Source organism: Piscinibacter sp. XHJ-5, assembly GCF_029855045.1.
GTDB lineage: Bacteria > Pseudomonadota > Gammaproteobacteria > Burkholderiales > Burkholderiaceae_C > Albitalea.
The window spans coordinates 2,501,054-2,526,844 of sequence record NZ_CP123228.1 but is presented as its reverse complement, the minus strand read 5'-3'; the positions used below and the strand labels follow the sequence as shown (position 1 = coordinate 2,526,844).

29 protein-coding genes are annotated in these 25,791 nt (G+C 67.6%); 3 read left to right on the top strand and 26 right to left on the bottom strand.

What is annotated here, in order from left to right:
- Positions 1 to 14: 14 nt before the first annotated feature.
- The 5 genes from P7V53_RS11845 to P7V53_RS11825 form a co-directional block, all read right to left on the bottom strand.
- Positions 15 to 596 carry a prepilin peptidase gene (locus tag P7V53_RS11845; RefSeq protein ID WP_280155673.1) on the bottom strand — a complete coding sequence of 194 codons (582 nt, stop codon included), beginning with the start codon at positions 594 to 596 and terminating at the stop codon, positions 15 to 17.
- Between the two features lie 64 nt (positions 597 to 660).
- Entirely contained in the window at positions 661 to 846 is a 186-nt protein-coding gene (locus tag P7V53_RS11840) for a Flp family type IVb pilin (protein ID WP_280155672.1), read from the bottom strand.
- Between the two features lie 65 nt (positions 847 to 911).
- Positions 912 to 1,097 carry a Flp family type IVb pilin gene (locus P7V53_RS11835; RefSeq protein ID WP_280155671.1) on the bottom strand — a complete coding sequence of 62 codons (186 nt, stop codon included), beginning with the start codon at positions 1,095 to 1,097 and terminating at the stop codon, positions 912 to 914.
- 136 nt (positions 1,098 to 1,233) lie between these two features.
- Complete coding sequence (locus P7V53_RS11830; protein ID WP_280155670.1) at positions 1,234 to 1,452, bottom strand: Flp family type IVb pilin; 219 nt, start codon at positions 1,450 to 1,452, stop codon at positions 1,234 to 1,236.
- Between the two features lie 5 nt (positions 1,453 to 1,457).
- Entirely contained in the window at positions 1,458 to 1,952 is a 495-nt protein-coding gene (locus P7V53_RS11825; protein WP_280155669.1) for a response regulator, read from the bottom strand.
- Between the two features lie 193 nt (positions 1,953 to 2,145).
- On the opposite strand from P7V53_RS11825, the gene P7V53_RS11820 reads away from it, so the two are divergent.
- Together P7V53_RS11820 and P7V53_RS11815 are read left to right on the top strand one after the other, a co-directional pair.
- Positions 2,146 to 3,648 (top strand): hypothetical protein, encoded by a 1,503-nt coding sequence (locus P7V53_RS11820; RefSeq protein WP_280155668.1) that lies wholly within the window; start codon positions 2,146 to 2,148, stop codon positions 3,646 to 3,648.
- An 8-nt stretch (positions 3,649 to 3,656) separates the two neighbouring features.
- A complete protein-coding gene (locus P7V53_RS11815; RefSeq protein WP_280155667.1) occupies positions 3,657 to 4,670 on the top strand; it encodes a glycosyltransferase family 2 protein in 1,014 nt (337 codons plus the stop codon).
- Positions 4,671 to 4,710: 40 nt separating this feature from the next.
- Here the strand turns inward: P7V53_RS11815 and P7V53_RS11810 are convergent, their stop codons facing one another.
- From P7V53_RS11810 to rpsB, 21 genes are all read right to left on the bottom strand, one after another.
- A complete protein-coding gene (locus P7V53_RS11810) occupies positions 4,711 to 5,028 on the bottom strand; it encodes an EamA family transporter (protein WP_280155666.1) in 318 nt (105 codons plus the stop codon).
- Between the two features lie 11 nt (positions 5,029 to 5,039).
- Positions 5,040 to 5,801: a methyltransferase domain-containing protein gene (locus P7V53_RS11805; RefSeq protein WP_280155665.1), complete on the bottom strand. Its 762-nt coding sequence runs from the start codon at positions 5,799 to 5,801 to the stop codon at positions 5,040 to 5,042.
- A gap of 18 nt (positions 5,802 to 5,819) precedes the next feature.
- Positions 5,820 to 6,455, bottom strand: coding sequence for an isoprenylcysteine carboxylmethyltransferase family protein (locus tag P7V53_RS11800; protein WP_280155664.1), 636 nt, complete (start codon positions 6,453 to 6,455; stop codon positions 5,820 to 5,822).
- A gap of 28 nt (positions 6,456 to 6,483) precedes the next feature.
- Positions 6,484 to 7,251: a response regulator transcription factor gene (locus tag P7V53_RS11795; RefSeq protein WP_280155663.1), complete on the bottom strand. Its 768-nt coding sequence runs from the start codon at positions 7,249 to 7,251 to the stop codon at positions 6,484 to 6,486.
- Positions 7,252 to 7,265: 14 nt separating this feature from the next.
- A complete protein-coding gene (locus P7V53_RS11790; protein ID WP_280155662.1) occupies positions 7,266 to 8,864 on the bottom strand; it encodes a histidine kinase in 1,599 nt (532 codons plus the stop codon).
- A 340-nt stretch (positions 8,865 to 9,204) separates the two neighbouring features.
- Positions 9,205 to 10,026, bottom strand: coding sequence for an RNA methyltransferase (locus P7V53_RS11785; protein WP_280155661.1), 822 nt, complete (start codon positions 10,024 to 10,026; stop codon positions 9,205 to 9,207).
- On the bottom strand, positions 10,023 to 10,700 hold the full coding sequence (gene rnhB / locus P7V53_RS11780) for a ribonuclease HII (protein ID WP_280155660.1): 678 nt from the start codon (positions 10,698 to 10,700) through the stop codon (positions 10,023 to 10,025). Before rnhB ends, P7V53_RS11785 begins: the two co-directional genes overlap by 4 nt.
- Positions 10,672 to 11,820: a lipid-A-disaccharide synthase gene (lpxB, locus tag P7V53_RS11775; RefSeq protein ID WP_280155659.1), complete on the bottom strand. Its 1,149-nt coding sequence runs from the start codon at positions 11,818 to 11,820 to the stop codon at positions 10,672 to 10,674. The genes rnhB and lpxB overlap by 29 nt, the downstream gene beginning before the upstream one ends.
- 7 nt (positions 11,821 to 11,827) lie before the next feature.
- On the bottom strand, positions 11,828 to 12,616 hold the full coding sequence (lpxA, locus tag P7V53_RS11770; RefSeq protein WP_280155658.1) for an acyl-ACP--UDP-N-acetylglucosamine O-acyltransferase: 789 nt from the start codon (positions 12,614 to 12,616) through the stop codon (positions 11,828 to 11,830).
- Between the two features lie 10 nt (positions 12,617 to 12,626).
- On the bottom strand, positions 12,627 to 13,067 hold the full coding sequence (fabZ, locus tag P7V53_RS11765) for a 3-hydroxyacyl-ACP dehydratase FabZ (protein ID WP_280155657.1): 441 nt from the start codon (positions 13,065 to 13,067) through the stop codon (positions 12,627 to 12,629).
- On the bottom strand, positions 13,064 to 14,092 hold the full coding sequence (gene lpxD / locus P7V53_RS11760) for a UDP-3-O-(3-hydroxymyristoyl)glucosamine N-acyltransferase (protein ID WP_280155656.1): 1,029 nt from the start codon (positions 14,090 to 14,092) through the stop codon (positions 13,064 to 13,066). The genes fabZ and lpxD overlap by 4 nt, the downstream gene beginning before the upstream one ends.
- Positions 14,093 to 14,584 (bottom strand): OmpH family outer membrane protein, encoded by a 492-nt coding sequence (locus P7V53_RS11755; RefSeq protein ID WP_280155655.1) that lies wholly within the window; start codon positions 14,582 to 14,584, stop codon positions 14,093 to 14,095.
- Between the two features lie 20 nt (positions 14,585 to 14,604).
- Complete coding sequence (gene bamA / locus P7V53_RS11750; RefSeq protein WP_348273470.1) at positions 14,605 to 16,866, bottom strand: outer membrane protein assembly factor BamA; 2,262 nt, start codon at positions 16,864 to 16,866, stop codon at positions 14,605 to 14,607.
- A gap of 53 nt (positions 16,867 to 16,919) precedes the next feature.
- The gene (rseP, locus tag P7V53_RS11745; RefSeq protein ID WP_280155653.1) at positions 16,920 to 18,287 is read right to left on the bottom strand and encodes an RIP metalloprotease RseP; all 1,368 of its coding nucleotides are present in this window, start codon (positions 18,285 to 18,287) and stop codon (positions 16,920 to 16,922) included.
- Positions 18,284 to 19,474 carry a 1-deoxy-D-xylulose-5-phosphate reductoisomerase gene (gene ispC, locus P7V53_RS11740; RefSeq protein ID WP_280155652.1) on the bottom strand — a complete coding sequence of 397 codons (1,191 nt, stop codon included), beginning with the start codon at positions 19,472 to 19,474 and terminating at the stop codon, positions 18,284 to 18,286. Before ispC ends, rseP begins: the two co-directional genes overlap by 4 nt.
- Before the next feature lie 13 nt (positions 19,475 to 19,487).
- Positions 19,488 to 20,324, bottom strand: a complete 837-nt coding sequence (locus P7V53_RS11735; RefSeq protein ID WP_280155651.1) for a phosphatidate cytidylyltransferase — start codon at positions 20,322 to 20,324, stop codon at positions 19,488 to 19,490.
- 16 nt (positions 20,325 to 20,340) lie between these two features.
- On the bottom strand, positions 20,341 to 21,072 hold the full coding sequence (uppS, locus tag P7V53_RS11730; RefSeq protein WP_280155650.1) for a polyprenyl diphosphate synthase: 732 nt from the start codon (positions 21,070 to 21,072) through the stop codon (positions 20,341 to 20,343).
- Positions 21,073 to 21,103: 31 nt separating this feature from the next.
- Positions 21,104 to 21,664 carry a ribosome recycling factor gene (gene frr / locus P7V53_RS11725; protein ID WP_280155649.1) on the bottom strand — a complete coding sequence of 187 codons (561 nt, stop codon included), beginning with the start codon at positions 21,662 to 21,664 and terminating at the stop codon, positions 21,104 to 21,106.
- Positions 21,665 to 21,676: 12 nt separating this feature from the next.
- A complete protein-coding gene (gene pyrH, locus P7V53_RS11720; RefSeq protein ID WP_280155648.1) occupies positions 21,677 to 22,387 on the bottom strand; it encodes a UMP kinase in 711 nt (236 codons plus the stop codon).
- Between the two features lie 87 nt (positions 22,388 to 22,474).
- On the bottom strand, positions 22,475 to 23,365 hold the full coding sequence (tsf, locus tag P7V53_RS11715) for a translation elongation factor Ts (protein WP_280155647.1): 891 nt from the start codon (positions 23,363 to 23,365) through the stop codon (positions 22,475 to 22,477).
- A 138-nt stretch (positions 23,366 to 23,503) separates the two neighbouring features.
- Positions 23,504 to 24,250, bottom strand: a complete 747-nt coding sequence (gene rpsB / locus P7V53_RS11710; RefSeq protein WP_280155646.1) for a 30S ribosomal protein S2 — start codon at positions 24,248 to 24,250, stop codon at positions 23,504 to 23,506.
- 183 nt (positions 24,251 to 24,433) lie between these two features.
- Here rpsB and P7V53_RS11705 point away from each other — a divergent pair, with 183 nt between their 5' ends.
- Positions 24,434 to 25,789 (top strand): amidase, encoded by a 1,356-nt coding sequence (locus tag P7V53_RS11705; protein WP_280155645.1) that lies wholly within the window; start codon positions 24,434 to 24,436, stop codon positions 25,787 to 25,789.
- Positions 25,790 to 25,791: the final 2 nt, after the last annotated feature.

Sequence of the window (25,791 nt, the reverse complement as noted above, 5' to 3'; positions counted from 1 at the left end):
GGCGAGCGGCGCGGTTATGACAGCAGGGCCAGCGGCCGCAGGAGGGCCAGCAGCGTGCCGGCGGCGATGGCGACCCCGTAGGGCAGTCGCGCCGCGGTGGTGCTCAGCGGCGCCAGGCGCAAGTCGTTCCCGGTGTGGGCGCGCATGCGCCACTCGGTGAGGATGAAGCGCACGTTGGCAAGCGTCTGCGCGGTCACGCCGTGCAGGGCCATGACGGCCAGCGACAGCACGCCTCCCGCGACGAGCGTGTAGACGCCTGCCGACAGCGCGACGCCGGGACCGACGAAGGCACCGACCATGGCCATCAGCTTCACGTCGCCGGCGCCGCAGGCGCGGATGAGGTACAGCGGCAGCAGGAAGGCCAGGCCGGCCAGCATGCCGGCCAGCGGGGACCAGAGGGCAGGCGGCGCGAGGGTCGCCTGCCCGAGAAAGACGGACACGAGGTGGATGCCGGCGGCCAGGGCCAGCCCGTGGACGACGAGGCGATTCGGAATGCGCCGCGACTTCACATCGCTCATGACGGCGGCAGTCAGCAACACCGCCAGCACGGCGAACGAAGCGAGAGCCATCGGCTGTTGCAGCGTCGACAACGACATGGGGTCCTCGATTGAAGGCTGGGGCACCAGGCCCCAGCTTTTCTTGTGTTGCGACGAGCCGGCATCAGCCGGCCATCGCACCTGACACCTTGCCGGCGATGAAGTCGAACATCGCGTTCAGGTTCGCGCCGAGTGCCGTGGCACCGACGATGAGCACCACCGCGACCAGCGCCGCGATGAGCCCGTACTCGATGGCCGTGACGCCATCCTCTTCCCGCGTGAATCGATTCAGAAATTGACCGAGTTTCATGCTTGCTCTCTCCTGACATTCATGACGAAAGGGGGACGACGCCCGGGGCGTCGTCCGGTCCTGGCTCAGCCGGCCTGCGCGCCCGACAGCTTGCCGGCGAGGAAGGTGAACATCGCGTTCAGGTTGGCGCCCAGCGCGGTGGCGCCGACGATCAGGACGACCGCCACGAGCGCGGCGATGAGGCCGTATTCGATGGCGGTCACGCCTTCTTCGTCACGACCGAATTGCTTGATGTGCTTGAGGAAGTTCATTTGCTGCTCCTGTTCACGGTTGATGAAAGACTCGGGCCGGCACGCCGACCTGACATGCGGATCCGGAGAAGGGCCCGGATCCATCCCCCACCAGCCTGTTCTTGGACGCCGGCCGGCAATTCGCGTCGATATCCGGCTACACCGCAGCGAGGACGGGGATGATCCATTTCGTCCACAGATCGCTGAACGCGGTGCTGAGCGAGGTGAAACCCGCCAGGCACGCGATCGTGATCAACGCCGCGAGCAACCCGTACTCCACCGCCGTCACGCCGCGCTCGTCCGTCCACCATCCGGGCTCTTGTGAAACCACGGTGGCGGCGTCATGCAGTGCGGTTTGTCGACGCTTGGAGTCCATGGCGTTCACTCTATGGTCCGGGACGGTGCCTGCGCATCGGACAATGCAACCGATGCGGCCGGGCTGGATGCCCCATCGGTGCAGGGAGATTGGTCTCCCCGCATATGCGGGGGAGCCAGCGCCTGCAGGCTTGCCAGCAGCGTGCTGCCCGGATCCAGCTTGTGCAGGAAGTCGCACGCGCCGAGCGCGAGCGCACGTCGCCTCGTGGCCGCGCTGGTGTCGCTGGTCAGCACGACGACACGCACGTCGGGTGAGAGTCGCGGCATCAATCCGAGACCGTCATCGCCCGCCAGGTCGACATCGAGCACGACGATGTGCGGCGCGAATACGGGCACCTGCCGCAGCGCCTCGGTCGTCGAGGCCACTGCCAGCACCTGCACGCCGGTGCGCTGGTCATGCGCGATCAGTCGGCACAGCCCCTCGCGCACGACGGCTTCATCGTCGACCACCAGCACCCGAAGCACTTCCTTCGTGGACGAGCTCCTGGCGGACGGCGCCATCGGTTCGTGATATTTCATGCAGCCATGCTAGGCAGCGGTCCGTGCCGACACATCGTAGGTTGCGCGTCGGCGCCGGGGGACCTTTGTCACAGCAAGCCTCGCGCGACGCGTCGAGGTCATCTCGACCGCACGCCGGGCCGTCGATAGAGTGGAGCCGTTCCCGCAAACACGCTCGACAAACGGTGACGACCTCATGGAATCGGTGATACGCGACGCTTCTTTCCCGGCCGTGCGGACCATGGGCATCTCATGGCCCCTGCTGGTGGCCGTGCTGGCGCTCTTCGGCGTGCTGGCCTGCATGCCGGCGGCACGCCCCCTGTCCGATCCCGACACCTACTGGCACATCGCGGCCGGCCAGTGGATCCTCGAGCACGGACTCGTGCCGGGGGGCGACCCGTTCTCGCACTCGAAGCCCGGAGCGCCGTGGACCACGCAGGAGTGGCTGTCGGAAGTGCTGCTGAACGCGACCTATCGCGCCGGCGGGTGGTCGGCGCTGGTCGCGTTGACGGCGATGAGCTTCGCCGCCACGCTGGCCTGGCTGACGCGCTTCCTGCTGCGCCGGATGGAGCCGGTGCATGCGCTGCTCTTCACCGGGTTCGCGGCAGGCATGCTGCTCACTCACCTGCTGGCTCGCCCGCACGTCCTTGCCTGGCCGTTGCTCGCGCTGTGGGTCGGCGTGCTGGTCGAGTCCTCGGACGCGCGTCGCCCACCGCCGTGGTGGCTGCTGATGGTGATGCTGCTGTGGGCGAACCTGCATGGAAGCTTCACCCTCGGACTGCTGCTGGCCGCCGGGCTCGCAGGCGACGCGGTGCTGGCCCACGCGCCCGGGGCTCGTCGCGCTGCCGCCGCACGATGGGGCGCTTTCATCGCCTCGGCGATCGCCGTGTCCACGATCACCCCGAACGGCGTGGAAGGCCTCACCTACACCGTGAAGGTCATGCACCAGGACTTCGCGCTGTCGATGATCGGCGAGTGGCTCTCGCCCAACTTCCATCAGCTGCAGGCGGTGGAGGTATGGCTGCTGCTCGTGATGGGCCTGGCGCTGTCAGGGCGCGTGCGTCTTCCGCTGGTGCGCATGCTCATCGTGCTGGGCCTGGTGCACCTGGCGTTGAAGCACCATCGCAACATGGCGATCCTGGGCCTCGTGTCGCCCTTCGTGATGGCCGGCCCGATGGCACTCCAGTGGGCCCGCTCCTCCAGCGGGGGCCGCGACGCGGAGCATCTCGATCGATGGTTCCGCGCCCTCGCGGCGCCGGCGCGGCCGGTCGCCATCGTGCTGGTGCTGTCGCTGTCGCTGTTCGCTCTCGGCGCCATCGTCCCCGCACGCGGACCTGTGCCCCAGCCGGGCATCACGCCGGAAGCGGCGCTACGCGCGGCCCGCACGGCAGGCGTGAAGGGTGAGGTCCTCAACGAATACTCGTTCGGCGGCTATCTCATCTTCCAGGGCGTGAAGGTGTTCCTCGACGGTCGGTCCGACCTGTACGGCGACGACTTGCTGCGACGAAACGCGGTCGCCTTGTCGCTGCGGGAACCGAAGGCGCTTGCGGCGCTCCTGGACGATTACCGCATCGGCTGGACCCTGCTCATCCCTGGAACCCCGGCCATCGCGTCGCTCGACACCATGCCGGAGTGGGAGCGTGTGTACGCCGACGACGTGGCCGTGGTGCATCGCCGCCGCGACGGCGTCGCACGATAGGAGGCGCCATGTTCGACGTCACGTATCGCCAGATGCAGGCCTGCGCGGGCACCTCCACGGTGAGCAAGGCGCAGCCGCCCCGCCCGATGGTCCGGCTGGGCATCGTCATTCCCTGCTACAACGAGGAGGAGGTGCTGCCCGAGACCGCACGGCGCATCGCGTCCCTGCTGGCCGACCTGCAGCAGCGCGGCGAGATCACGGAGGACAGCGGCGTGTACTTCGTCGATGACGGATCGCGCGACCGCACCTGGAGCCTGATCGAGGAGCTGTCGCGGTCCAACCCGTCCCTCCACGGCATCAAGCTGTCGCGCAACTGCGGTCATCAGAATGCGCTGCTGGCCGGCCTCTTCCATGCGCCCGGCGATGTGGTGGTCACCATCGACGCCGACCTGCAGGATGATCCGCAGGCCATCCGCGGCATGCTGTCCGCGCACCGCGACGGCGCCGACGTCGTGTATGGCGTTCGCCGCAGCCGCGACAAGGACACGCTGTTCAAGCGCAGCACCGCCCAGGCCTACTACCGCCTTCTGACGGCATTCGGCGTGGACATCGTGTCCGACCATGCCGACTATCGCCTGATGTCGCGCAGGGCGATCGACGCGCTGCGCGGATTCGGCGAATCCAACCTCTTCCTGCGCGGCATCGTGCCGCGGCTGGGATTCCCCAGCGCGACGGTGTCGTACGACCGCGCAGAGCGCTTCGCCGGCGAATCGAAATATCCGCTGCGGCGCATGCTGGCCTTCGCGATCCAGGGCGTCACGTCGTTCTCGGCCGCGCCGCTGAGGGCCATCACGCTCATGGGCATGCTGGTCTCGCTGCTGAGCTTCGCGGGCGTGGCCTGGGTCTTGTGGATCCGCCTTGCGAGCAGCGATGCCCTGCCCGGCTGGGCGTCGACCACGCTGCCGATCTTCTTCATCGGCGGCATGCAGCTGCTCGCCCTGGGCGTGATCGGCGAGTACGTCGCCAAGATCTACATGGAGACGAAGCAGCGTCCGCGCTACCTGATCGACCGCATGTCGTGATGCGCCGCCCGCGGCGCCTCACGCGGGAGCCGAGCGGCTCCTAGCCGGCGATCAGGTAGAGCCCGACCAGCACGAACGCGACGCCGATCGCCGCGACGGGCGCGAGCCGCTCGTGCAGGAGGAACACGCTCGCCAGGTACACCAGCACGAAGCTCAGTGCCGTGAAGGCGTAGACCCTGACCAGGGGTTCCCGGGCGAGCGCCGCGATCCACAGCAGCGTGCCCATTCCATAGAGCAGCAAGCCGGCGCCGATGCGCACGTTGACGAAATCCATCAGGGACTGACGGCCGTCGGCGCCGAGCTTGAGCAGGACCTGTCCGGCCGCCGCCAGCCCCGCTGCCGCCGCCAGAAGCAGCATGGACCGAACACTCATGGCCGGGCAGCCGCGGCCGCGGACCGTCGCCACGCCGACATGACGCGCTCCTTCAACTTGGCCAGCGCGGTGTTGAACCACACGGGCAATTGCCGGATCACCGCCTTGCGAAGGCGATACGGCAGCGGAGACAGGTCGGCGAGCATCTCGCCGTCGCTCACCGTTGCCGCCCGGAGGCGCTCGTCGAGCGCGTGGATGCGGGCCGCATCGACGTACAGGAACACGTTGTACCGGTACCAGGGCTCGATGTCGGAATGCCCGGCGATCAGCGGGCGCAGGTAGTCCACGGGACGATACCCGCAGGCCGCGAAGCGCTCGCGCCAGTACTCGTAGCTTCGTTCATTGACATGGTGGTCGCCCCCCTGTCCCGGTGGTGCGGCCGAGAACAGCACGACGCCGGCATGACGCACGAGAGAGGCCACCAGGCGGTCCGCGCTTTCCGGGGGCAGGTGTTCCGCGACCTCGAGGCATTGCACGAGATCGAACTGCCGGCCGCAATCGAAACCGTGGGCGAGGTCGACGGCGACGAAACGGTCGGCGGAGATCAGAAGCCGCCGCCGGTCGACATAGTCGCCGTCGAGGCCGATGACGTCGTCGACGCCCACGCTGCGCCAGGCGGCCAGCCACGCGCCGGCACCGCACCCGGCGTCGAGCACGCTTCGCACCGGCAGGACCGCCTGCAGCAGAGGCAGGACCGCGCGCGCCGAACGCGTCGACCCGGAGTTCACGTAGTCGAAGAAGGCCTGGTCGTAGCTCACGGCATGCTCGCCGCGGTGTCAGTACACGAACGGAACCAGCTTCCAGCGCACGCGGCCCTGGTAGTCCCGGTAGGCATCGCTGGCCGCGAGCACGGCTTCCTCGCGGCGGATGCGGATCGTTTGCGCGCCGTACAGGGCGACCAGCACCGCGGCGTTGAACAGAGAGAAGTTGACGAGCAGGAAGCCCACGTGGCCGATCAGATAGCCCAGGTAAATGGGATGGCGCACGCAGCGATACGGCCCGGACACCACGATGCCTCGCTGCGCGGGCAGCAAGCCGAAGGAGCGCCCCAGCGACACCTTGGCGGCGAACTGCCAGGCCGTGCCGAGCAGCTGCAGCGACACGCCGGCCATCTCGGGAATGAGCCGCGTCGTGCCCGCAGGGTCGATGAGCACGAAATAGAACATCGCGTACGACGTCACCGCCACCACCATGGGCGACATGTCCCGCGTGCTGGCCCGCCGCGCTACCAGGACCATCAGCAGCGAATAGCCTTCGGTGAGCAGCAGCAGCAGCAGCGTCCAGCGGCTCAGGTCCATCCACCAGGCATGCGCCAGCCGGCTGACGCCGATGCCGTACGCGAGCAGCGCGAAGCTGCGCAGCAGCCATTCGGTCATGGCGCCTTCCTGCTGCGGGGAAGCGGGCGTGTTCATCGGGTGGGCCTCCTGGTGGTCTGGGTGTTCAGCTGGCTTCGCGGCCGCCCCATGGCTGCCGCTCGCGAGTCGGTGCCCGGTGTACCGAGGCGCCCAGTCCGTGCGCATCGGAGAAGACGTGCAGCTCGAGTCGGCCGCGCACGCCCAGCTTGCTGTAGATGGTGGTCAGGTGATTGCGCAGTGTGTGTTCGCTCATGTGAAGCGCATCGGCCACCGCGAGCAGCTTGGAGCCTGCACTGCGCACCATCTCCGTGACGATCTCGCGCTCTCGCGGCGTGAGGCTGGCGATGCGCTGCTTGGCAGGGTCGGCCGGCGTCTGCGAACAGGCGCCGCCTGTCAGCATGCCCAGCACGTCGCCCAGCAGGCCGTTGTCCATCCAGACCTTGCCCGCGTGCACGCTTTCGATGGCGCGCAGGATGGTGTCGGCGGACGTGCTCTTGTGCAGCACCCCGCGCGCGCCCTTGAGGACGGCGTTGCGGTGATCGGCCACATCGTCGGCGGCTGTCAGCACCAGCACCTGGCCGGAGCATCGGGCATGCAGTTCGGTCATGAGCTCGGTGCTGTTTCGCCCCGCAAGATCGAGGTCGAGCAGCAGAACGTCCGTCGCCGGCAGCGCCGGGTGACTGATCAGCGCCTCGCACGACTGCGCGGTGCCGACCACCTCGAGATGGGGCCGGGACGCGTCGATGAGCCGCTGCAAGCCCCACAGCGTGATGCCGTGGTCATCCGCCAGGAATACCCGGATGCCACGCGATGCGGTGGGTGATCGTTGAACAGTCGCGTCGTCGAGTTCCATACGGCTTCTTTCTCTTAGCGAGGAATCGTGATCGTCAGCTGGGTGTTGATCCCGTCCGGTCTTTCGCAGGCCAGCGTGCCTCCCAGCGCCGCTGCCCGCTCGCTCAGCGAGCGCGGCACGAAGTCCGGCATGGCGCGTCCGAGGATGTCGCCTGCATCGTCGCGCACGCGCAGGCGAATGGCCTCGGGGGTTTCCTGCAGCGCGATCCACACATGTCGAGCGGGTGTGTGTTTGCGCACGTTGTTCAGGGCCTCGTTGACCATATGGAACAGTGCCGCGGCGAGGACGCGTGTGGTGGCCACCTCGTTCGGGCTGTCCAGATGCACCTCGACGCCGAACAGGACCGAGAAGCGACGCACCTGTCGTCGAACGGCCGGCACCAGGGCGTTGTCGCCGCGCGCTTCGCCTGCGCGCAGCCCCGAGATCAGCTCGCGCAGTTCGACGATCTCCGACGTGACGAGTGACAGCAGCGACTGGACATCCGCGTACATCGGGTTGTCGGGCGGCATTCGCATCGCCATGCCTTCGATGGCGTACTTCAAGCCCACATAGGGCTGGATCGCGCTGTCGTGGAGATCCCGTCCGATGCGCGAGCGTTCATGCGCCGTCGATTCCTCGTGCAGGCGATCCACCAGTGTGGCGGTCTCGAGGATGCGCAGCATTTCAGGCGCTGCATGGGCGAGTGCCTGCACGTCCTGCGTCACGCTGCCCCGGTCGCGCTCGCCCAGCAGCAGATAGCCGTGGCGGCGCTCGTAGCGTGTCAGGGGCACCACGATGAGGGTGGAGACCTCGAGCAGCTCGGCAAGCTGGTCGAGCCTGTCGAGAATCACGCCTTCCTCGCGGTGACCGCCCAGGCCCAGGCGCATGAGCCACGGCCTGCGTCGTACATGCACCACCGGACGCACCGGCATCGATTCGAGCAGCGCCTCGATGTGGCGGTGGGTCTCCAGGCTGGCGCGGAAGGTCCCGTCGTTGGCCCCGCTCAGGATCGCCGGCGCTCCCGTGGACGCCGGCAGCACCAGGCCGGCGAGCTGCGCGTTGGTGCCCTGGCGCAGTGCGTCGACGAGGGCATTGGCCACCGTTTCGAGGCCACGCCGCGGATCCAGCGTGCTTTCCACCTCGGCCATCAGCGTCAGCCGCTGCCGCAGCACGCTCATGGGACGGGACAGCAGCGCCGCAATGGGCGACAACGCCAGCACGCCGAATGCCGGGACGGTATGCGTCCAGCTGAAGCCGATCGCGCGCACGGCAGGATCGCGCAGGTCGAGCATGACCGCGATCGCCGCGAACAGCCCCAGTGTGAACCCGCGCCGCACGCCGTAGCCGATGCTGGTGAGCACCACGGGCTGCACCAGCGTGAAGACCATCATCGACGTGTCCGTCGAGGTGAGCTGCAGCACGGTGGCCGTCCAGGTGACATCGATCCAGTAGCGGACCCAGCCGGCCCGTTCGGAGTGGCCGCTGGCCTCGTTCCAGAGGACGAAGGCAGCCCACAGGTCGTAGGCGCCCAGCACCAGCGCCGCCGCTACCCCGAGCCGGGTTTCGTTGCTGAACATCAGCAGCGTGCACAGCATCGCGTTGATGACCCGGATGCCGGCGGAAAACCGCCGCATTTCTGCAGACGGACCGTCCCAGGTGGCGACCGCGGCGCTGACGGCCGGCCTCGAGGCCGGCGCGGCCCCCGGCAACTGATCGATTGCGGACGGATTGGAGAACAACTCGAAGACCCCAGGGTTGAGACCGTTCGTTGACGACCTCAGGGCTGCCTGCCCAACAGGACCATGATCGGCCAGATAGCGCCGGACCTGACGCCTCGGGCATGCAGATCCCATGCCCCCCGTGACTTAGTTGGTCCCCTATCCGAGGGGAGGGGTGCACGGCACACGACAAGTGCCCAAGGGCACTGTGATGTCGCTGCGGGGACCCCTCGTGCCCGTTCGACGCCGAGGACCGTCAACCGGCCGGTGTTCGGACGGACCCTTCGGAGGGTCGCGGGCCCGCAGCGCGATGCTGGCGCAGCGCCTCGTAGAAGCACACGGCGGCGGCGCTGGCCACGTTGAGCGACTCCTCGCCGCCCGGCTGCGGGATGGCCACCGTGAGTCGACACCGCGCCAGCACCCCGGGGTCGAGCCCCTGACCTTCGTGGCCCATCAGCCAGGCGCAGGGATACGGCAAGGCCACGTCCGGAAGCTGCGCCGCCGCGTGCGAGCTGGTTGCCACCAGCGGCAGGCGAAGCTGGTCGAGGTGGTCCGCCGACGCACCCTCGACCAGGTGAAGCCGGAAGTGCGCGCCCATGCCGGCGCGCAGCACCTTGGGCGACCACAGCGCGGCGGTCCCCTTCAGCGCCACCACCTGCTCGATGCCGAATGCGGACGCGCTGCGCAGGATCGTTCCGACGTTCCCCGCATCCTGCAGCCGGTCGAGCACGACGCTTGGCGATGCCGCGAGCATTGAACCGGGCCCGGCCCAAGGCACGACATACCCCAGGGGAGAGGGTGATTCGAGCGCACTCAAAGTACCCATCAGCGCAGGCGACACGACGGCCACCGACTCGGCGAGACTGGCCAGGTGGCGCCAACGCGGCTCATCCCAGGCGGGCTCGGTGATGACGGCCTGCTTCACGACGCCGCCGCGCTGGACGAAGGCCTCGCAAAGATGATCGCCTTCGAGCCAGATCTCACCGAGCTTCCGGTAGCCCCCCGGATCGCCGGCCAGCTTGCGCAGCCGCACCAGCAGCGGGTTGTCGCGCGAGTGGATCGCCTGGACCTTCGTCATCCATCCACCGACAGGCCGAGGACCTCGCGCCATCCGTCCATCGGCAGGCCCAGCGCCTCGCGCACGGGGGCGAAGGAGCGGCGATGGATGCCGCAGGCGCCGTGCTGCTTCAGCGCCTCGAGGTGCGCGGGGGTCGAGTAGCCCTTGTGCTCGTGGAAGCCGTATTGCGGATGCAGCTCGTGCAGCTGCAGGCACAGTCGGTCGCGATGCACCTTGGCCAGGATGGAGGCCGCGGAGATCGACTTCACGGTGGCGTCGCCGCCGATCACCGCCTCGGCATGGATGCGCAGGCGGGGCAGCTGGTTGCCGTCGACCAGCACCTTCGCGGGCTTGAGCCGCAGGCCCTCGACGGCGCGGCGCATGGCCAGCAGCGTCGCCTGCAGGATGTTGAGCTGGTCGATCTCGTCGACGCTGGCCTCCGCCACCGAACAGCAAAGCGCCTTGGCACGGATCTCGTCGTAGAGACGATCGCGCACCGCCGGCGTCAGCAGCTTGGAATCGTTGAGGCCGCGAATGCGCTTGGTGTCGTCGAGGATGACCGCCGCCGCGACGACGGGCCCGGCAAGCGGGCCGCGGCCGGCCTCGTCGACACCGGCGACCAGGCCCTGCACGTCGAACTTGAGGCCCAGCTGCTGGCCCTCCTGCTTAAGCGGCGAGGATTTTTTCGATCGCATCGGTGGCAGCTTGGGCGGTATTGCGGCGCAGCTCGCGGTGCAGCGCTGCGAACCGATCGGTCACGGCGGCGCGCCGCTGGGGATCGTCGAGCCACGCCATCGCGGCGTCTGAAAGTTTCGCGGGAGTCGCCTCGTCTTGCAACAGCTCCGGCACCGCGAAATCCCTGAGCAGGATGTTCGGCAGGCCGACCCACGGCTGGTAGCGCATGCGCTTCATCATCTGCCAGCTGAGCCAATGCATGTGGTAGGCGATGACCATGGGACGCTTGAACAGCGCCGCTTCGAGCGTGGCGGTGCCGCTCGCGACCAGGGTGACGTCGCAGGCGGCAAGTGCCTCGTGCGAGCGTCCCTCGAGCAGCTCGAGCTTGACGCCGGCGGCATGGCGCGCGGCCAGCGGCTCCAGCATCGCGCGCAGGCCCGCGGCCATCGGCAGCACGAAGCGCAGCGCCGGGCGCCGGCGCTGCATGTCGGCCGCGGCAGCCAGCAGTCGCGGCGCGATGTACTGGATCTCCGAGCGGCGGCTGCCCGGCAGCAGCGCCACCACGGTGTCCTCGTCGCCGAGGCCCAAGGCGAGGCGGCTGGCGGCACGCGGCACTTCGAGCGGGATCGCATCGGCCAGCGGATGGCCGACGTAACTCGCCGCAATGCCATGGCGCGCATAGATCTCCGGCTCGAACGGAAACAGGCACAGCACATGGTCGACCGATCGCCGGATCTTGTCGATGCGCTCGCCGCGCCACGCCCAGATCGACGGACTGACGAAGTGGATCGCCTTGATGCCCGCGGCTTTCAGCCTGGCCTCGAGGTCGAGGTTGAAGTCGGGCGCGTCGACGCCGATGAAGAGGTCGGGACGCTCGCCCAGCAGACGCTCGGCGAGCCGCTTGCGGATGCCGACGATCTCGCGGTAGTGGCGCAGCACCTCGACATAGCCGCGCACCGCGAGCTTGTCGTGCGGCCACCAGGCCTGGAAGCCGTGGCGCGCCATCTTCGGCCCGCCGATGCCGAAGGCCTGAAGCGAGGGCCAGCGCGCGGTGAGTCCGCCCAGCAGAAGCCCGGCCAGCAGGTCGCCCGAAGCTTCGCCTGCCACCATCGCCAGACGAGGCGATCGCTGTTCGGCCATGCGCGGGCTACCGGACGATGCCGCGGGTGGACTCGGCGAGGAAGCGCGACATCAGCCCGATGTCCTGCGCCGCCTCGGGTGTCGCCTGCACGAGCTCGTCGATCGCGCTGCGCGCCTCTTCCAGCGTGAGGCCCTGCCGGTACAGCAGGCGGTACATCTGCTTGACGGCGCCGATGCGCTCGGCGGAGAAGCCGCGGCGCTTCAGCCCCTCGGCGTTGAAGCCGCGTGCCTGGGCAGGGTTGCCCGCGATCATGGCGAAGGGCGGGACGTCCTGTGACAGCGTGGTGCCCAGGCCGGTCATCGCATGGGCGCCGATCTTCACGAACTGGTGCACCTGCGTGTAGCCGCCGAGGATGGCCCAATCGCCCACATGCACGTGGCCTGCGAGCTGCGCGTTGTTGGCGAAGATGGTCCGGCTGCCCACCTGGCAATCGTGCGCGAGGTGCACGTAGGCCATCACCCAGTTGTCGTCGCCGAGCCGCGTCACGCCTACATCCTGCACCGTGCCGGTGTTGAAGGTGCAGAACTCGCGGATGGTGTTGCGGTCGCCGATCTCGAGGCGCGTGGGCTCACCGGCGTATTTCTTGTCCTGCGGGGCGCCGCCGAGCGAGCAGAACTGGAAGATGCGGTTGTCGCGGCCTATCGTGGTCTGCCCTTCGATGACACAGTGCGGACCGACTGTGGTGCCCTCGCCGATAGTCACCCCGGCGCGGATGATGGTGTAGGGCCCGACGCTGACCGTCTCGCCGAGCTGCGCGCCGGGCTCGATGATGGCCGTGGAATGGATGGCCGCCATGGACGTGCTCTCAGGCGATGGTGCGCATCGTGCACATGAGCTGCGCTTCGACCGCGAGCTCCTCGCCGACCAGCGCACGCGCGGTGTACTTGAAGACACCGGCCTTGGCGCGGTCGAGGGTGACGTCGAGGGTGAGCTGGTCGCCCGGTTCCACCGGACGCTTGAAGCGGGCTCCGTCGATGCCGGCGAAGTAGTAGACGGTCTTGTCGTCGGGCACCTTGCCGAGCGACTCGAACGACAGCAGCGCCGCGGCCTGCGCCAGCGCCTCCAGCATCAGCACGCCGGGCATCACCGGACGGTGCGGAAAGTGGCCCTGGAAAAACTGCTCGTTGATCGAGACGTTCTTGATCGCCTTGATGCGCTTGCCCTTGTCGAGCTCCAGCACCCGATCCACCAGCAGGATCGGATAGCGGTGCGGCAGCTTCTTCAGGATTTCGTGAATGTCCATCATGATTTCTTCTCGAGCGCTCTCAGCCGGTCTCGCAGGGCGTGCAACTGGCGCAGCGTGGCGGCGTTCTTCTCCCAGGCCGCATTGTCGTCGATGGGGAACACGCCGCTGTAGTGGCCCGGCTTGGAAATCGAGCGCATCACGACCGACGCCGCCGAGATGCTCACGTGGTCGGCGAGCGTCAGGTGTCCCAGCACGATGGCGCCGCCGCCCAGCGTGCAGTGGGCGCCGATCACCGCGCTGCCCGCCACGCCGACGCAGCCCGCCATCGCGGTGTGCGCGCCGACGCGCACGTTGTGACCGATCTGGATCAGGTTGTCGAGCTTGACGCCGTCTTCGATGACGGTGTCGTCCAATGCGCCGCGGTCGATGCAGGTGTTGGCGCCGATCTCGACGTCGTCGCCGATGACCACGTTGCCCAGTTGCTCGATCTTCTCCCATCGGCCCTGCACGGGTGCGAAGCCGAACCCGTCGGCACCGATGACCACGCCGCTGTGCACGATGCCTCGGGCGCCGATGCGGCAACCGTGGCCGAGCACGACACGCGCCGCGAGCCGTGTGCCCTCGCCCACCGAGGCGCCCACGCCGACGACGCAGTGCGCGCCTATCGTCGCGCCGTCGCCGATCGCGGCGTCCGCTTCGACGACGGCCAGCGGCCCGATGGCGACGTCGGCGCCCAGCCGTGCGCCGGGGTCGACGACCGCGCCCGGATGCACGCCGCGGGGTGCGGGCGCACGCGTGCGCGCCGCCCACCATTGGGTCAGGCGGGCGAAGCCGAGGTAGGGGTCGGGCAGCACCAGTGCGGCACCGCGCGCCGTGGCCGCATCGCGCAGCGCCGGCGCGACGATGACGCATGCCGCCCGCGACTGTGCGAGCTGGGACTGGTAGCGGGGGTTGGAGAGGAAGGAAATCGTGGAGGGCGTGGCGCCCTCCAGCGGGCCGATGCGGCTGATGCGAAGCGACGGGTCGCCGATCAGTTCGCCGCCCAGATGAGCCGCGATCTCGCCCAGCGCGAACTCATGCGCCAATCACTTGCCGCCTTGGGCGTTGAGCGCGCGGATCACCTTGTCGGTGATGTCGGCGCGCGGGCCGGCGAAGACGGCTTCCTGCAGGATCAGGTCGTACTTCTCGGCTTCGAAGATCTGCTTGATGACCTTGTTGGCGCGCTCGACGACGGAAGCGAGTTCCTCGTTCTTGCGCTGGTTGAGGTCCTCCTGGAATTCGCGCCGCTTGCGCTGGATCTCGCGGTCCTGGTCGACGAGCTCCCGCTGGCGGCGGTTGCGCTCGGCCTCGGGCAGCGTGGGGGCGTCCTTCTCGAGCTTGTCCGCCGCGGCCTTGAGGCGCGTGGCCAGATCGTTGAGCTCGCGGTCGCGCTTGCCGAACTCCTGCTCCAGCTTGGCCTGGGCGGCCTTCGCCGGCGTCGCCTCGCGCAGCACCTTGTCACTGTTGACGTATCCGATCTTCAGTTCCTGCGCCTGCACGCCGACCGCGGCAGCTGCCACGGCCAAGGCGGCCGCCATTCGTGCAACAGAGAGTTTCATTAGAACGCAGTCCCGATCTGGAATTGAAGTCGCTGGATTCTATCGCCCGGCTGTTTGCGGATCGGCGTGCCGTAGCTGAGCTTCAGCGGACCGACCGGAGAGATCCAGCTCACGCCCAGACCGGCCGACGCGCGCAGGCTGTCCGCGTTGATCTTTTCGTTCTCGCCCCAGACGTTGCCGACGTCGACATAGGTGAACCAGCGCAGCGTGCGGTCGTTGCCGGTGCCCGGCACCGGCAGGTACAGCTCGCTGTTGATGTTGAGTCGGCGATTGCCGCCGATGTAGGCGCCGATCACGTCGACCGGACCCAGCGAGCCCTGGTCGAAGGCACGCACCGTGCCGAGGCCGCCGCCATAGAAGTTCTTGAAGATCGGATAGGGCTTGCCGCCGAGTCCCTTGCCCCATCCGAGCTCCGCGTTGACGCCGAGCGTGAAGCGGCGCGTCAGCGGGATGTACTGCTGGAACTGCGTGTTGGCGCGCCAATAGCGCGCATCGCCCAGCAGGCCCGCTTCGAGATTGAGGCGCATGTAGCGGCCTTGCGTGGGCACCAGCGCGCTGTCCCGGCCATCGCGGGTCCAGCCGACGGTGAGCGGCACGGTGGTGCTGGTGGCACCGAAGTTCTCGCGGTAGTTGAAGTAGTTCTGGGGCAGTGCCGCGTCGCCCTTGATCTGCGTGCGCTCCACGCCGACGCCGAAGAACACCGTGTCGAGCTCGCTGAAGGGCACGCCGAAGCGAATGGATGCCCCGGGGGTGACCAGTTCGTATTCCTCGCCTTGGCTGTTCAGCGGCTTGACGGTGCGGTAGTAGATGTCGAATGCGCGCGAAATTCCGTCGATCGTGAAGTACGGATCCACCGTGCTCAGCACCACGGTGCGCTGCGACCGGCTGGTGTTGAGCTCGATGCCCAGATAGTTGCCCGAGCCGAAGATGTTGTCCTGCTTGACCGAGGCAGTGAAGGACAGCTTGTCCGCGCTGGAGAAGCCGGCGCCGAGCAACAGGTTGCCGGTGGCCTTCTCTTTGATGGTGATCGTCAGGTCGACCTGGTCGATGGAGCCCGGAACCTCGTTGGTCTCGACGTTGACTTCGCTGAAATAGCCGAGCCGATCGACGCGATCGCGCGAGAGCTTGATCTTGCGGCCGTCGTACCACGACGACTCGAACTGGCGGAACTCGCGGCGCACGACTTCGTCACGCGTGCGGCTGTTGCCCGCCACGTTGATGCGGCGAACGTAGACTCGCCGCGCGGGCTCGGCCACCAGCGTCAGCACCACCTGGCCGGTGGTGCGGTCGATCTCGGGACGCGCGTCGATGCGCGCGAAGGCATAACCAAAGGTGCCGAAGCGCTCGACGAAGGCCTTGGTCGTCTCGGCCACGGCCTCGGCGCGATACGGCTGTCCGGGCTTGATGGTGACGAGTGTCTTGAAGTCTTCGTCCTTGCCGAGGTAGTCGCCCTCGAGCTTGACCGCGGTCACCGTGTAGGGCTGGCCCTCGGAGACATTGATCGTGATCGTGATGTCCTGCTTGTCGGGCGAGATCGCGACCTGGGTCGAATCGACGTTGAACTCGAGGTAGCCGCGGTTCAGGTAGTACGCGCGCAGCGTCTCGAGGTCGGCATTCAGCTTGGCGCGCGAATAGCGGTCGGCCTTGGTGTACCAGTTCAGCCAGCCGCCGTCGTTGAGGTCGAACAGGCCCTTCAGCGTGCTCTCGGAGAACACCTTGTTGCCGACGATGCGGATCTCGCTGATGCGCGCTGCCGTTCCTTCGGTGATCGTGAACGTCACGTTGACCCGGTTGCGCTCCTGCGGCGTGACCGTGGTCACCACCTCGGCGCCGTAGAGGCTGCGCGTCAGGTACTGGCGCTTCAGTTCCTGCTCGGCACGATCGGCGAGCGCCTTGTCGAACGGAAGCCCTTCGCCGATACCGAAGTCCTTCAGCGACTTGGCGAGCGTGTCCTTGTCGAACTCCTTCAGCCCGCGAAAGTCGATGCTCGCGATGACCGGCCGCTCTTCGACGATGACGATGACCACGCCTTCCTCGACTTCGAGCCGCACGTCCTTGAACAGGCCGGTCGCGAACAGCGCGCGCAGCGCGGCGGCGCCCTTCTCGTCGTTGTAGGTGTCGCCGATGCGAAAGGGCAGCGATGCGAAGACAGTGCCTGCATCGGTGCGTTGCAGGCCTTCGACCCGGATGTCCTTCAGCTGGAAGGGTTCGACCGCCCAGGCCGATCCGGCCTGCAACGCGGCGGCCAAGGCGATGGACAAAACGGTAGGACGAAACGAACTCAGGCGATGAGGCACACGCATTCGGGGAGGGATCAGTGCAGGCCCAGAAGGCGGGCCACGTCGTTGTAGAGAGCGAGCGACATCATCACGAGCATGATGGCCACACCGCCTCGCTGCAGCCGTTCCAGCCACTGCTGCGAGACCGGCCGCCCTGTCACTGCTTCGAAAAGATAATACATCAGGTGTCCGCCATCGAGCATCGGCAGCGGCAGCAGATTCAGCACGCCGAGACTCACGCTGACGACGGCAAGAAAGCCGAGGTAGTACGCGAGGCCGAGCTGCACCGATTGGCCGGCGTAGTCGGCGATCGTCAGCGGTCCGCTGAGGTTCTTCAGCGAAGCCTGGCCGATCAGCATCTTGCCGAGCATCTTCAGCGTCAGGGCCGACATCTCCCAGGTCCGTGTCGCAGCCTGCGACAGTCCTTCGAGGAAGCCGTATTGCACGAGCACCATGTCGGGACGCTTGCCGATGGCCGCTTCGATGCGCGCGATGCGCTTGTCGCCCTCGCCGACCAGTGCCGGCTTGACCTCGAGATCCAGGGTCTGCCCGCTGCGCTCGATCCGCCAGGCCATCGTCCGCGGCTCGCCCTCGGCACCGCTTGCGCGGATCAGCTCGATCAGACGGGATCGATCGGAAATGGCTTGCCCATCGATGCTCAGCACGCGATCGCCGGGCAGCAGTCCCGCCCGCGCGGCAGGCCCGGCCGGCGCCACGCTGTCGATGACCGGCTCGCTGTAGGTCTGGCCGAGGCCGATGCGGCGCATGAGCTGCGCATCGAGCTCTCTGGAGTCGAGCTTGTCGAGCGGGAGCACCACGCCACGCTCGCTGCGGCCATTGGCGTTGGCCACGCTCAGGTGGAGCGGCTCGCCGTGCAGAACGGCCTGCGTGATCTCCCAGCGCAGATCCGTCATGGAGCGCAGCTCGCGCCAGTCGTTGCCGTCGTTCGACACTGAGCGCGCCCAGTCGCCGGCCCGGACGCCGGCTCGCTCGGCGAGGCTGCCTGCAGGAGGTGCGCCGAGCAGCGCCTTGGGCTCGTCGATGCCGATCCAGTTGGCGGCCGCGTAAAGCACCACGGCCAGGAGAAGGTTGGCGATCGGACCGGCCGACACGATGGCCGTGCGCTGCCACAGGGGCTTGTTGTTGAATGCGCGGTGGCGTTCCTCGGGGCGCACTTCGCCTTCTCGCTCGTCGAGCATCTTGACGTAGCCGCCCAAGGGCAGCGCCGCGACGACGAACTCGGTGCTGTCGGGCGTCGCCTGCCGCCGCCACAGGGTCCGACCGAAGCCCACCGAGAAGCGCTGCACCTTCACGTCGCAGGCGACCGCCACGCGATAGTGCCCGTACTCGTGGATGACGATGAGGACGCCCAGCGTGACGATGAATGCGAGAAGCGTGATCATCTGGCGAAGCGCTCGATCTGTTGCCGTGCCGCCTGGCGTGAGCGGTCATCCAGTTGCATCAACCCTTCGACAGTGGCGGCTTCGTCGGCGGCGACGAGCACCGCGTCCAGCGTGCGGGCATTGACGTTGTGAATCTGATCGAAGCGGATGGTTCCGGCGAGGAACGCCGCCACCGCCTCCTCGTTCGCCGCATTCAGCACCGCGGTGCTGCCCGCCGGACCGCGCAGGGTGTCCCAGGCGAGCTGCAGCCCGGGGTAGCGCGTGAAGTCGGGCGCCTCGAAGGTGAGGCTCGCCAGCGCGGTGAAGTCGAGCGCTGCCGCGCCGGATTCGACGCGCTCGGGGAACGCCAGTCCATAGGCGATCGGCACGCGCATGTCGGGCGTGCCGAGCTGCGCCAGCACCGAGTTGTCGCGGCAGACGACCATCGAATGGACGATGCTCTGCGGGTGGATCACCACCCTCACCTTCTCGGGCGTGAGGTCGAACAGCCAACGCGCCTCGATGACTTCGAGCGCCTTGTTCATCATGGTCGCGGAATCGACCGAGATCTTGCGGCCCATCACCCAGTTGGGATGTGCGCAGGCTTCGTCCGGTGTCACGCTCGCGAGCGTCGCCGGATCGCGCGTGCGAAATGGCCCACCCGACGCGGTGAGCAGCAGGTGGTCGATGCGTTGACCCCAGGTGCTGCGGTCCTCCGGCAGGCATTGGAATATCGCCGAATGTTCGCTGTCGATGGGCAGCAGCAGCGCCCCGCCTTCGCGGACCGCCTGCATGAAGAGCGCCCCGCCGACCACCAGCGCTTCCTTGTTGGCCAGCAGCAGCCGCTTGCCGGCGCGCGCGGCGGCAAGGCAAGGCGCCAGCCCTGCGGCGCCGACGATGGCGGCCATCACCGAGTCCACGTCGGGATGCGCCGCCAGCTCGCACAGCGCCTGCGCGCCGACCAGGACCTCGGTGCTGCACTGCGCCTCGCGCAGGCGCCGCTGCAAAGCCTGCGCCTGGGCCGCTTGCGGGACGGCGGCAAAGCGCGGACGCCACTGCACGCACTGCGCAAAGAGCTCGTCGGTGCGGCTGTGCGCGGTGAGCGCGATCACCTCGAAGCGCTCGCGGTGCCGCGCCAGCACGTCGAGCGTGCTGACGCCCACCGAACCGGTGGAGCCGAGGATGCAGACACGCTGGACGAACGACATGGGACAGCTTTGATCAGAGGGAGGTCAGCGCAAGCGCCAGCGGAAACACCGGCAGCAGTGCGTCGATACGGTCCAGCACCCCGCCATGACCCGGCAGCAGCTGGCTGCTGTCCTTGGCGCCGGCGCTGCGCTTGGCCAGCGACTCGACCAGGTCGCCGACGACACTCATGGCGGCGAGAAACACGGTGCCCGCGACGAGGCCGATGGTGCCGAGGCGGTCGCGCAGCATCGAGTAGAGGCTCATCGAGTCCACCGCAAAGGACCGGTCGATGGCCAGCCACGCGACAGCCAGCGCCAGGGCGCCGGCCATGCCGCTCCACACGCCTTCCCAGCTTTTGCCGGGACTGATGGCCGGCGCGAGCTTGCGCTTGCCGAAAGTCCGGCCACCGAAGTAGGCCGCTATGTCGGCAGCCCAGACGAGGCAGAAGATCGAGAGAATCGCATTGACACCGGTGGACTTCGCGTTGGCCAGCGCCAGCCAGGCGGTCCACAGCGCCACCAGCCCCAGCGCGCAGCGCAACACCTTCGACAGGACCGGCCAGCCGGTCGGACCGACGCGCAGGGCCCACATGCCGCCGAGCACCCACACGAGGGTTGCCAGCCACCAGGCGAGATGGGGCGCCGATGCCGCCCAGCCGGTCCACAGTGCCAGGGCGCAGGCGCCGGCCAGCGCCAGCCCCAGCGAGACCGCCCCGCCGCCCGCCACTCCGTTGAGGCGAGCCCACTCCCATCCGGCCGCTCCGATCATCACCAGCGTGAGGACGGCGAACGGCCAGGCCATGGGCGCGAACAGAGCAGGCAGGAGCACGGCCAGCAGCACGACGGCGGTGATGACGCGCTGCTTCAGCATGATGCGGGCCCGTGCATCAGGCCTGCTTGGCCTCGAGCGGCACGCTGTCCTTGACGCCGCCGAAGCGGCGGTCGCGGCGAGCGAACTCGGCGAGCGCCGCGTCGAGTTCAGCGTCGCCGAACTCGGGCCACAGGCAGTCGGTGAACACGAGCTCCGAATAGGCCGCCTGCCACAGCAGGAAGTTGCTGATGCGGACCTCTCCGCCGGTGCGGATCAGCAGATCGGGATCGGGGGCGTGGCTCAGGGCCATGTAGCGGCTGAGCCGCGCTTCGTCCAGCTGATCCGGCGGTACGCCGTCGACGATGGCCCGACGGCACGCCTGCACGATGTCCCAGCGCCCGCCGTAGTTGAAGCACACCGACAGCGTGATGCGCTTGTTGTCCCGCGTCAGCGACTCGGCCTGCTCCCAGGCGGCCCGCAACTTGTCGGAGACCTGGTTGCGGTCGCCGACGATCCGGATGCGCACGCCGCGATCGGCCAGCTTGGTGAGGTACTTGGCCACTGCGACGAGCACGAGACCCATCAGCCCGGACACCTCTTCGGTGGGCCGTTTCCAGTTCTCCGACGAGAACGCATACACGGTGAGGTATTCGATGCCCCTGTCGGCGCAGGCCAGCACCGTCTTCACCAGCGAATCGACGCCTGCCTTGTGGCCGAAGAAGCGCGGCATGAAGCGCTTGCGGGCCCATCGGCCGTTGCCGTCCATGACGATGGCGACGTGGCGCGGGATGGCGGCCTGCGAGTCCACGGGAGATCTGCGTGTGAGCGAAGACCGGCCGTCAGACGGCCATGATCTCCGCTTCCTTGGCTGTGACGAGCCGATCGATCTCGGCGATGGTGCGGTCGGTGAGCTTCTGCACCTCGTCCAGCGAACGGCGCTCCTCGTCCTCGCCGATCTCCTTGTCCTTCAGAAGCTTCTTTGCGTGCTCGTTGGCATCGCGGCGGATGTTGCGCACGGCGACCTTCGCGTCTTCGCCCTCGTGGCGTACGACCTTGGACAGCTCCTTGCGGCGCTCCTCGGTGAGCGGGGGCATCGGCACGCGCAGCAGATCCCCCTGTGCGGACGGATTGAGGCCGAGGTCGCTCTCGCGAATGGCCTTTTCGATCTTGGCCCCCATGCCCTTTTCCCACGGCTGCACGCTGATCGTGCGCGCATCGAGCAGCGATACGTTGGCCACCTGACTGATCGGGACCATCGAGCCGTAGTAGTCGATGTGCACCTGGTCGAGGATGCCGGGGTGCGCGCGGCCGGTGCGCACCTTCTGCAGCTCGGTCTTCAACGCTTCCACCGAACGAGCCATCTTCTGCTCGGCGGTCTTCTTGATGTCGGCAATGCTCATGCTTGTTTCCCCTCAGACATGAACGAGGGTGCCCTCGTCCTCGCCCAGCACGACACGCTTGAGCGCACCGGGTTTGAAGATGCTGAACACCCTGATGGGCAGCTTCTGGTCGCGGCAGAGCGCGAAGGCGGTTGCGTCGAGGACCTGCAGGTTCTTCGTGATCGCCTCGTCGAAGCTGATCTCGCTGTAGCGCGTGGCGCTGGAATCCTTCCTCGGATCGGCGGTGTAGACGCCGTCCACCTTGGTCGCCTTGAGCACGATCTGCGCGCCGATCTCGGCGCCACGGAGCGCGGCTGCCGTGTCGGTGGTGAAGAACGGATTGCCGGTGCCCGCGGCGAAAACGACCACCTTGCCCTCTTCGAGGTATTGCAGCGCCTTCGGTCGGACATACGGCTCGACGACCTGCTCGATGCCGATGGCCGACATGACACGCGCGGTCATGCCCTCCTGGCGCATGGTGTCCGCCAGCGCGAGCGCGTTCATCACGGTGGCCAGCATTCCCATGTAGTCGGCGGTGGCGCGGTCCATGCCGACCGAGCCTCCCGCGACGCCGCGGAAGATGTTGCCGCCGCCGATCACCACCGCCACCTCGCAGCCCAGCTGAGTGATCTCCTGCACTTCGCGCACGATCCGGACAATGGTCGAGCGGTTGATGCCGTAGGCGTCGTCGCCCATGAGGGCCTCGCCGGAGAGTTTCAGCAGGATGCGCTTGTAGGCGGGCATTCGGGTTCCTGTGGTCGTATGTCTGTCGTGCCGAAGTCTAAACGCCCGAGGGGTGACATCACCCCTCGGAAAACAGCGCTTCGCCGATCACGCGCCCTTGGCGGCGGCCACCTGCGCCGCCACTTCGGCTGCGAAGTCGTCGGCCTTCTTCTCGATGCCCTCGCCGACGACATACAGCGTGAAGCCCTTCACCTTCGTGTTCGCGGACTTGAGCATCTGCTCGACGGTCTGCTTGTCGTTCTTCACGAAAGCCTGGTTGAACAGGCTCACTTCCTTCAGGTACTTCTGCACCGAGCCTTCAACCATCTTGGCGACGATGTCGGCGGGCTTGCCCGACTCGGCCGCCTTTTGCGTGGCGATGGAGCGCTCCTTGTCGATCAACGTGGCCGGCACGTCGGCGGACGACAGCGACACCGGCTTCATCGCGGCGACGTGCATCGCGACGTCCTTGGCCGCCACGTCGTCACCTTCGAACTCGACGATCACGCCGATGCGCGTGCCGTGCAGGTAGCTGGCGAGCTTGCCGCCGCCGGCGTAGCGCTTGAAGCGGCGGATCGTCATGTTCTCGCCGATCTTGCCGATCAGTCCCTTGCGCACGTCTTCCACGGTCGGGCCGAAGCCGTCCTGCGAATGCGGCAGGTTCGACAGCGCGGCGACGTCGGCAGGATCATTCTTGGCGATGAGCTCGGCGACCGCTTTCGTGAAGGACAGGAAGGAATCGTTCTTCGAGACGAAGTCCGTTTCACAGTTGACCTCGACCAGCGCGCCGGTGCTGCCCTCGACGAAAGCGGCAACGACGCCCTCGGCCGTCACACGCGAAGCGGCCTTGCCAGCCTTGCTGCCGAGCTTGACGCGCAGCAGTTCCTCGGCACGGTCCATGTTGCCCTCGGCCTCGGTCAGGGCCTTCTTGCATTCCATCATCGGCGCGTCGGTCTTCGCGCGCAGCTCGGCGACCATGCTTGCGGTGATTGCAGCCATCGTGTTTCTCCGTTTCCTGGGATGGCCGCCGGGCGTGCGGTGCGCGGGCTCGGCGGCGTGATCGTTTCGCGTTGAAAAAGAAAGGGGCTGAAGCAGCCCCTTTCTTGCCTCACCTGTCAGTGAGAGGGGCGTCGCGCTTTACGCGCCTTCGTTGACTTCCACGAATTCGTCGCCTTCACCGGCGGCAGCGGCCACGACGTCGCTCGTCGCGTTGGCCTTGCCCTCCAGCACGGCGTCTGCCACCGCTCGGGCGTACAGGGCCACGGCCTTGGATGAGTCGTCGTTGCCCGGGATGACGTAGTCGATGCCCTCGGGAGAGTGGTTCGAGTCGACGATGCCCACCACCGGGATGCCGAGCTTGTTGGCTTCGGCGACGGCGATCTTGTGGTAACCAACGTCGATGACGAACAGCGCGTCGGGCAGAGCGTTCATGTCCTGGATGCCGCCGATGTCCTTCTCGAGCTTGGCGAGTTCGCGCTGGAACATCAGCGCTTCCTTCTTGATGCGCATCTCGTTGCCGGCCTCGACCTGGGCCTGCATGTCCTTCAGGCGCTTCAGCGATCCCTTGACCGTCTTGAAGTTGGTCAGCATGCCGCCCAGCCAGCGCTGGTCGACGAAGGGCATTCCGGCGCGCCGGGCTTCGGTGGCAATGACTTCACGCGCCTGGCGCTTGGTGCCGACCATCAGGATGTTGCCGCGCTTGGAAGCGAGCTGGCGGATGAACTTCATCGCGTCCGAGAAGAGCGGCTGCGTCTTCTCGAGGTTGATGATGTGAATCTTGTTGCGATGGCCGTAGATGTACGGGGCCATCTTGGGATTCCAGAAGCGCGTCTGGTGTCCGAAATGGACGCCGGCTTCCAGCATTTCACGCATGCTGACTGACATGAGAACTCCAAAGGTTGTGTCTAGAATCCGGCTTGAATTGCGGTGACACGTCTTTACAGAAATGACCGCCGCAACACCTTTCAACAGCCGGGTTCGCGATTTCGCTGACTTCGCGATACGTTCAGCCGGAGCGCTCCCCGCTAGGGATCCACATCCGGATAAACCCGTCGAGTATAGCACCCCATGACCCCCGACCTCACCGCCGCGCGTGCGCAGATCGCTGCGGGACGCACGAGCGCCGAGCGCGAGCTCGACGCATCGCTCGCATCGGCCCAGGCCGATGCCAATCGGCATGCCTTCATCCGCCGGTTCGACCAGATGGCGCGGGTGGCGGCCTCCGCCATCGATCGGCAGACCGCCGCCGGCGCCCCTCTGCCGCTGCTGGCCGGACTGGCGATCAGCGTCAAGGACCTCTTTGATGTACAGGGTTGGGTCACCACCGCTGGCTCCAAGGTCCTGGTCGATGAATCGCCGGCCGCGCAAGACAGCGCGGCGGTGGCACGCCTGCGCCAAGCCGGCGCGGCGCTCATCGGCCATACCAACATGACGGAGTTCGCCTTTTCCGGTATCGGCATCAACCCACACCACGGAACTCCATCCAACCCGGCGACTGCGGCACTCGACGCCACGCCGCGCATTCCCGGCGGATCGACCTCGGGCGGCGGCGTGTCCGTGGCGACGGGCGCGGCCTGGGCCGCGCTGGGGTCCGACACCGGCGGCTCGATTCGCATTCCGGCCGCGTTGCAAGGGCTGGTGGGCTTCAAGAACACAGCGTCCTTGACGCCCGCCGACGGCACCATCCCGTTGTCCACGACGCTCGACACGGTCTGCGCCATCACCCGCTCGGTGCGCGATGCCGTCGTTCTGCACGAAGTGTTGGCCCAGCGCCGTGTTCGCTTGCCGGGGCGGCCGCTGCAGGCCCTGCGACTCGCCGTGCCGGCCACGAGCATGCTCGACGGCCTGGATGCCACCGTTGCGACCGCCTTCGAGCGGGCGCTGACTACCCTGCGAAGCGCCGGCGCGTGCATTGAAGACATCGAGCTGCCGGAGATCGCGGAGTTGTCGCGGATCCAGGCCACCGGAGGCTTCTCGGCCGCCGAGAGCTGGAGCTGGCACCGTCGCCGTCTGGCCGCCCGGCAGGCCGACTACGACCCCCGCGTCGCCGCCCGCATCCGACGCGGTGAAGGCATGAGCGCTGCTGACTACATCGAACTGCTGCAGGCACGCCGCGACTGGATTGCCGGCATGGACCGGACGCTGCGCCGGTTCGACGCGCTGCTCAGCCCCACGGTGCCCGTGGTGGCACCGCCGCTGGCCGAGCTCCAGTCGAACGACGAGGCCTTCTTCGCGGCCAATGCGCTGATGCTGCGCAATCCATCGGTGGTCAACATGGTCGATGGCTGCGCCCTCTCCATGCCGTGCCAGCACCCCGGCGAGATGCCGGTGGGCCTGATGGTATGGAGCGGCTCCCTTGCCGACGACACCGTGCTCGCCGTGTCGCTGGCGATCGAATCGGCCCTGGCCGGCACCAGGACCTGAGC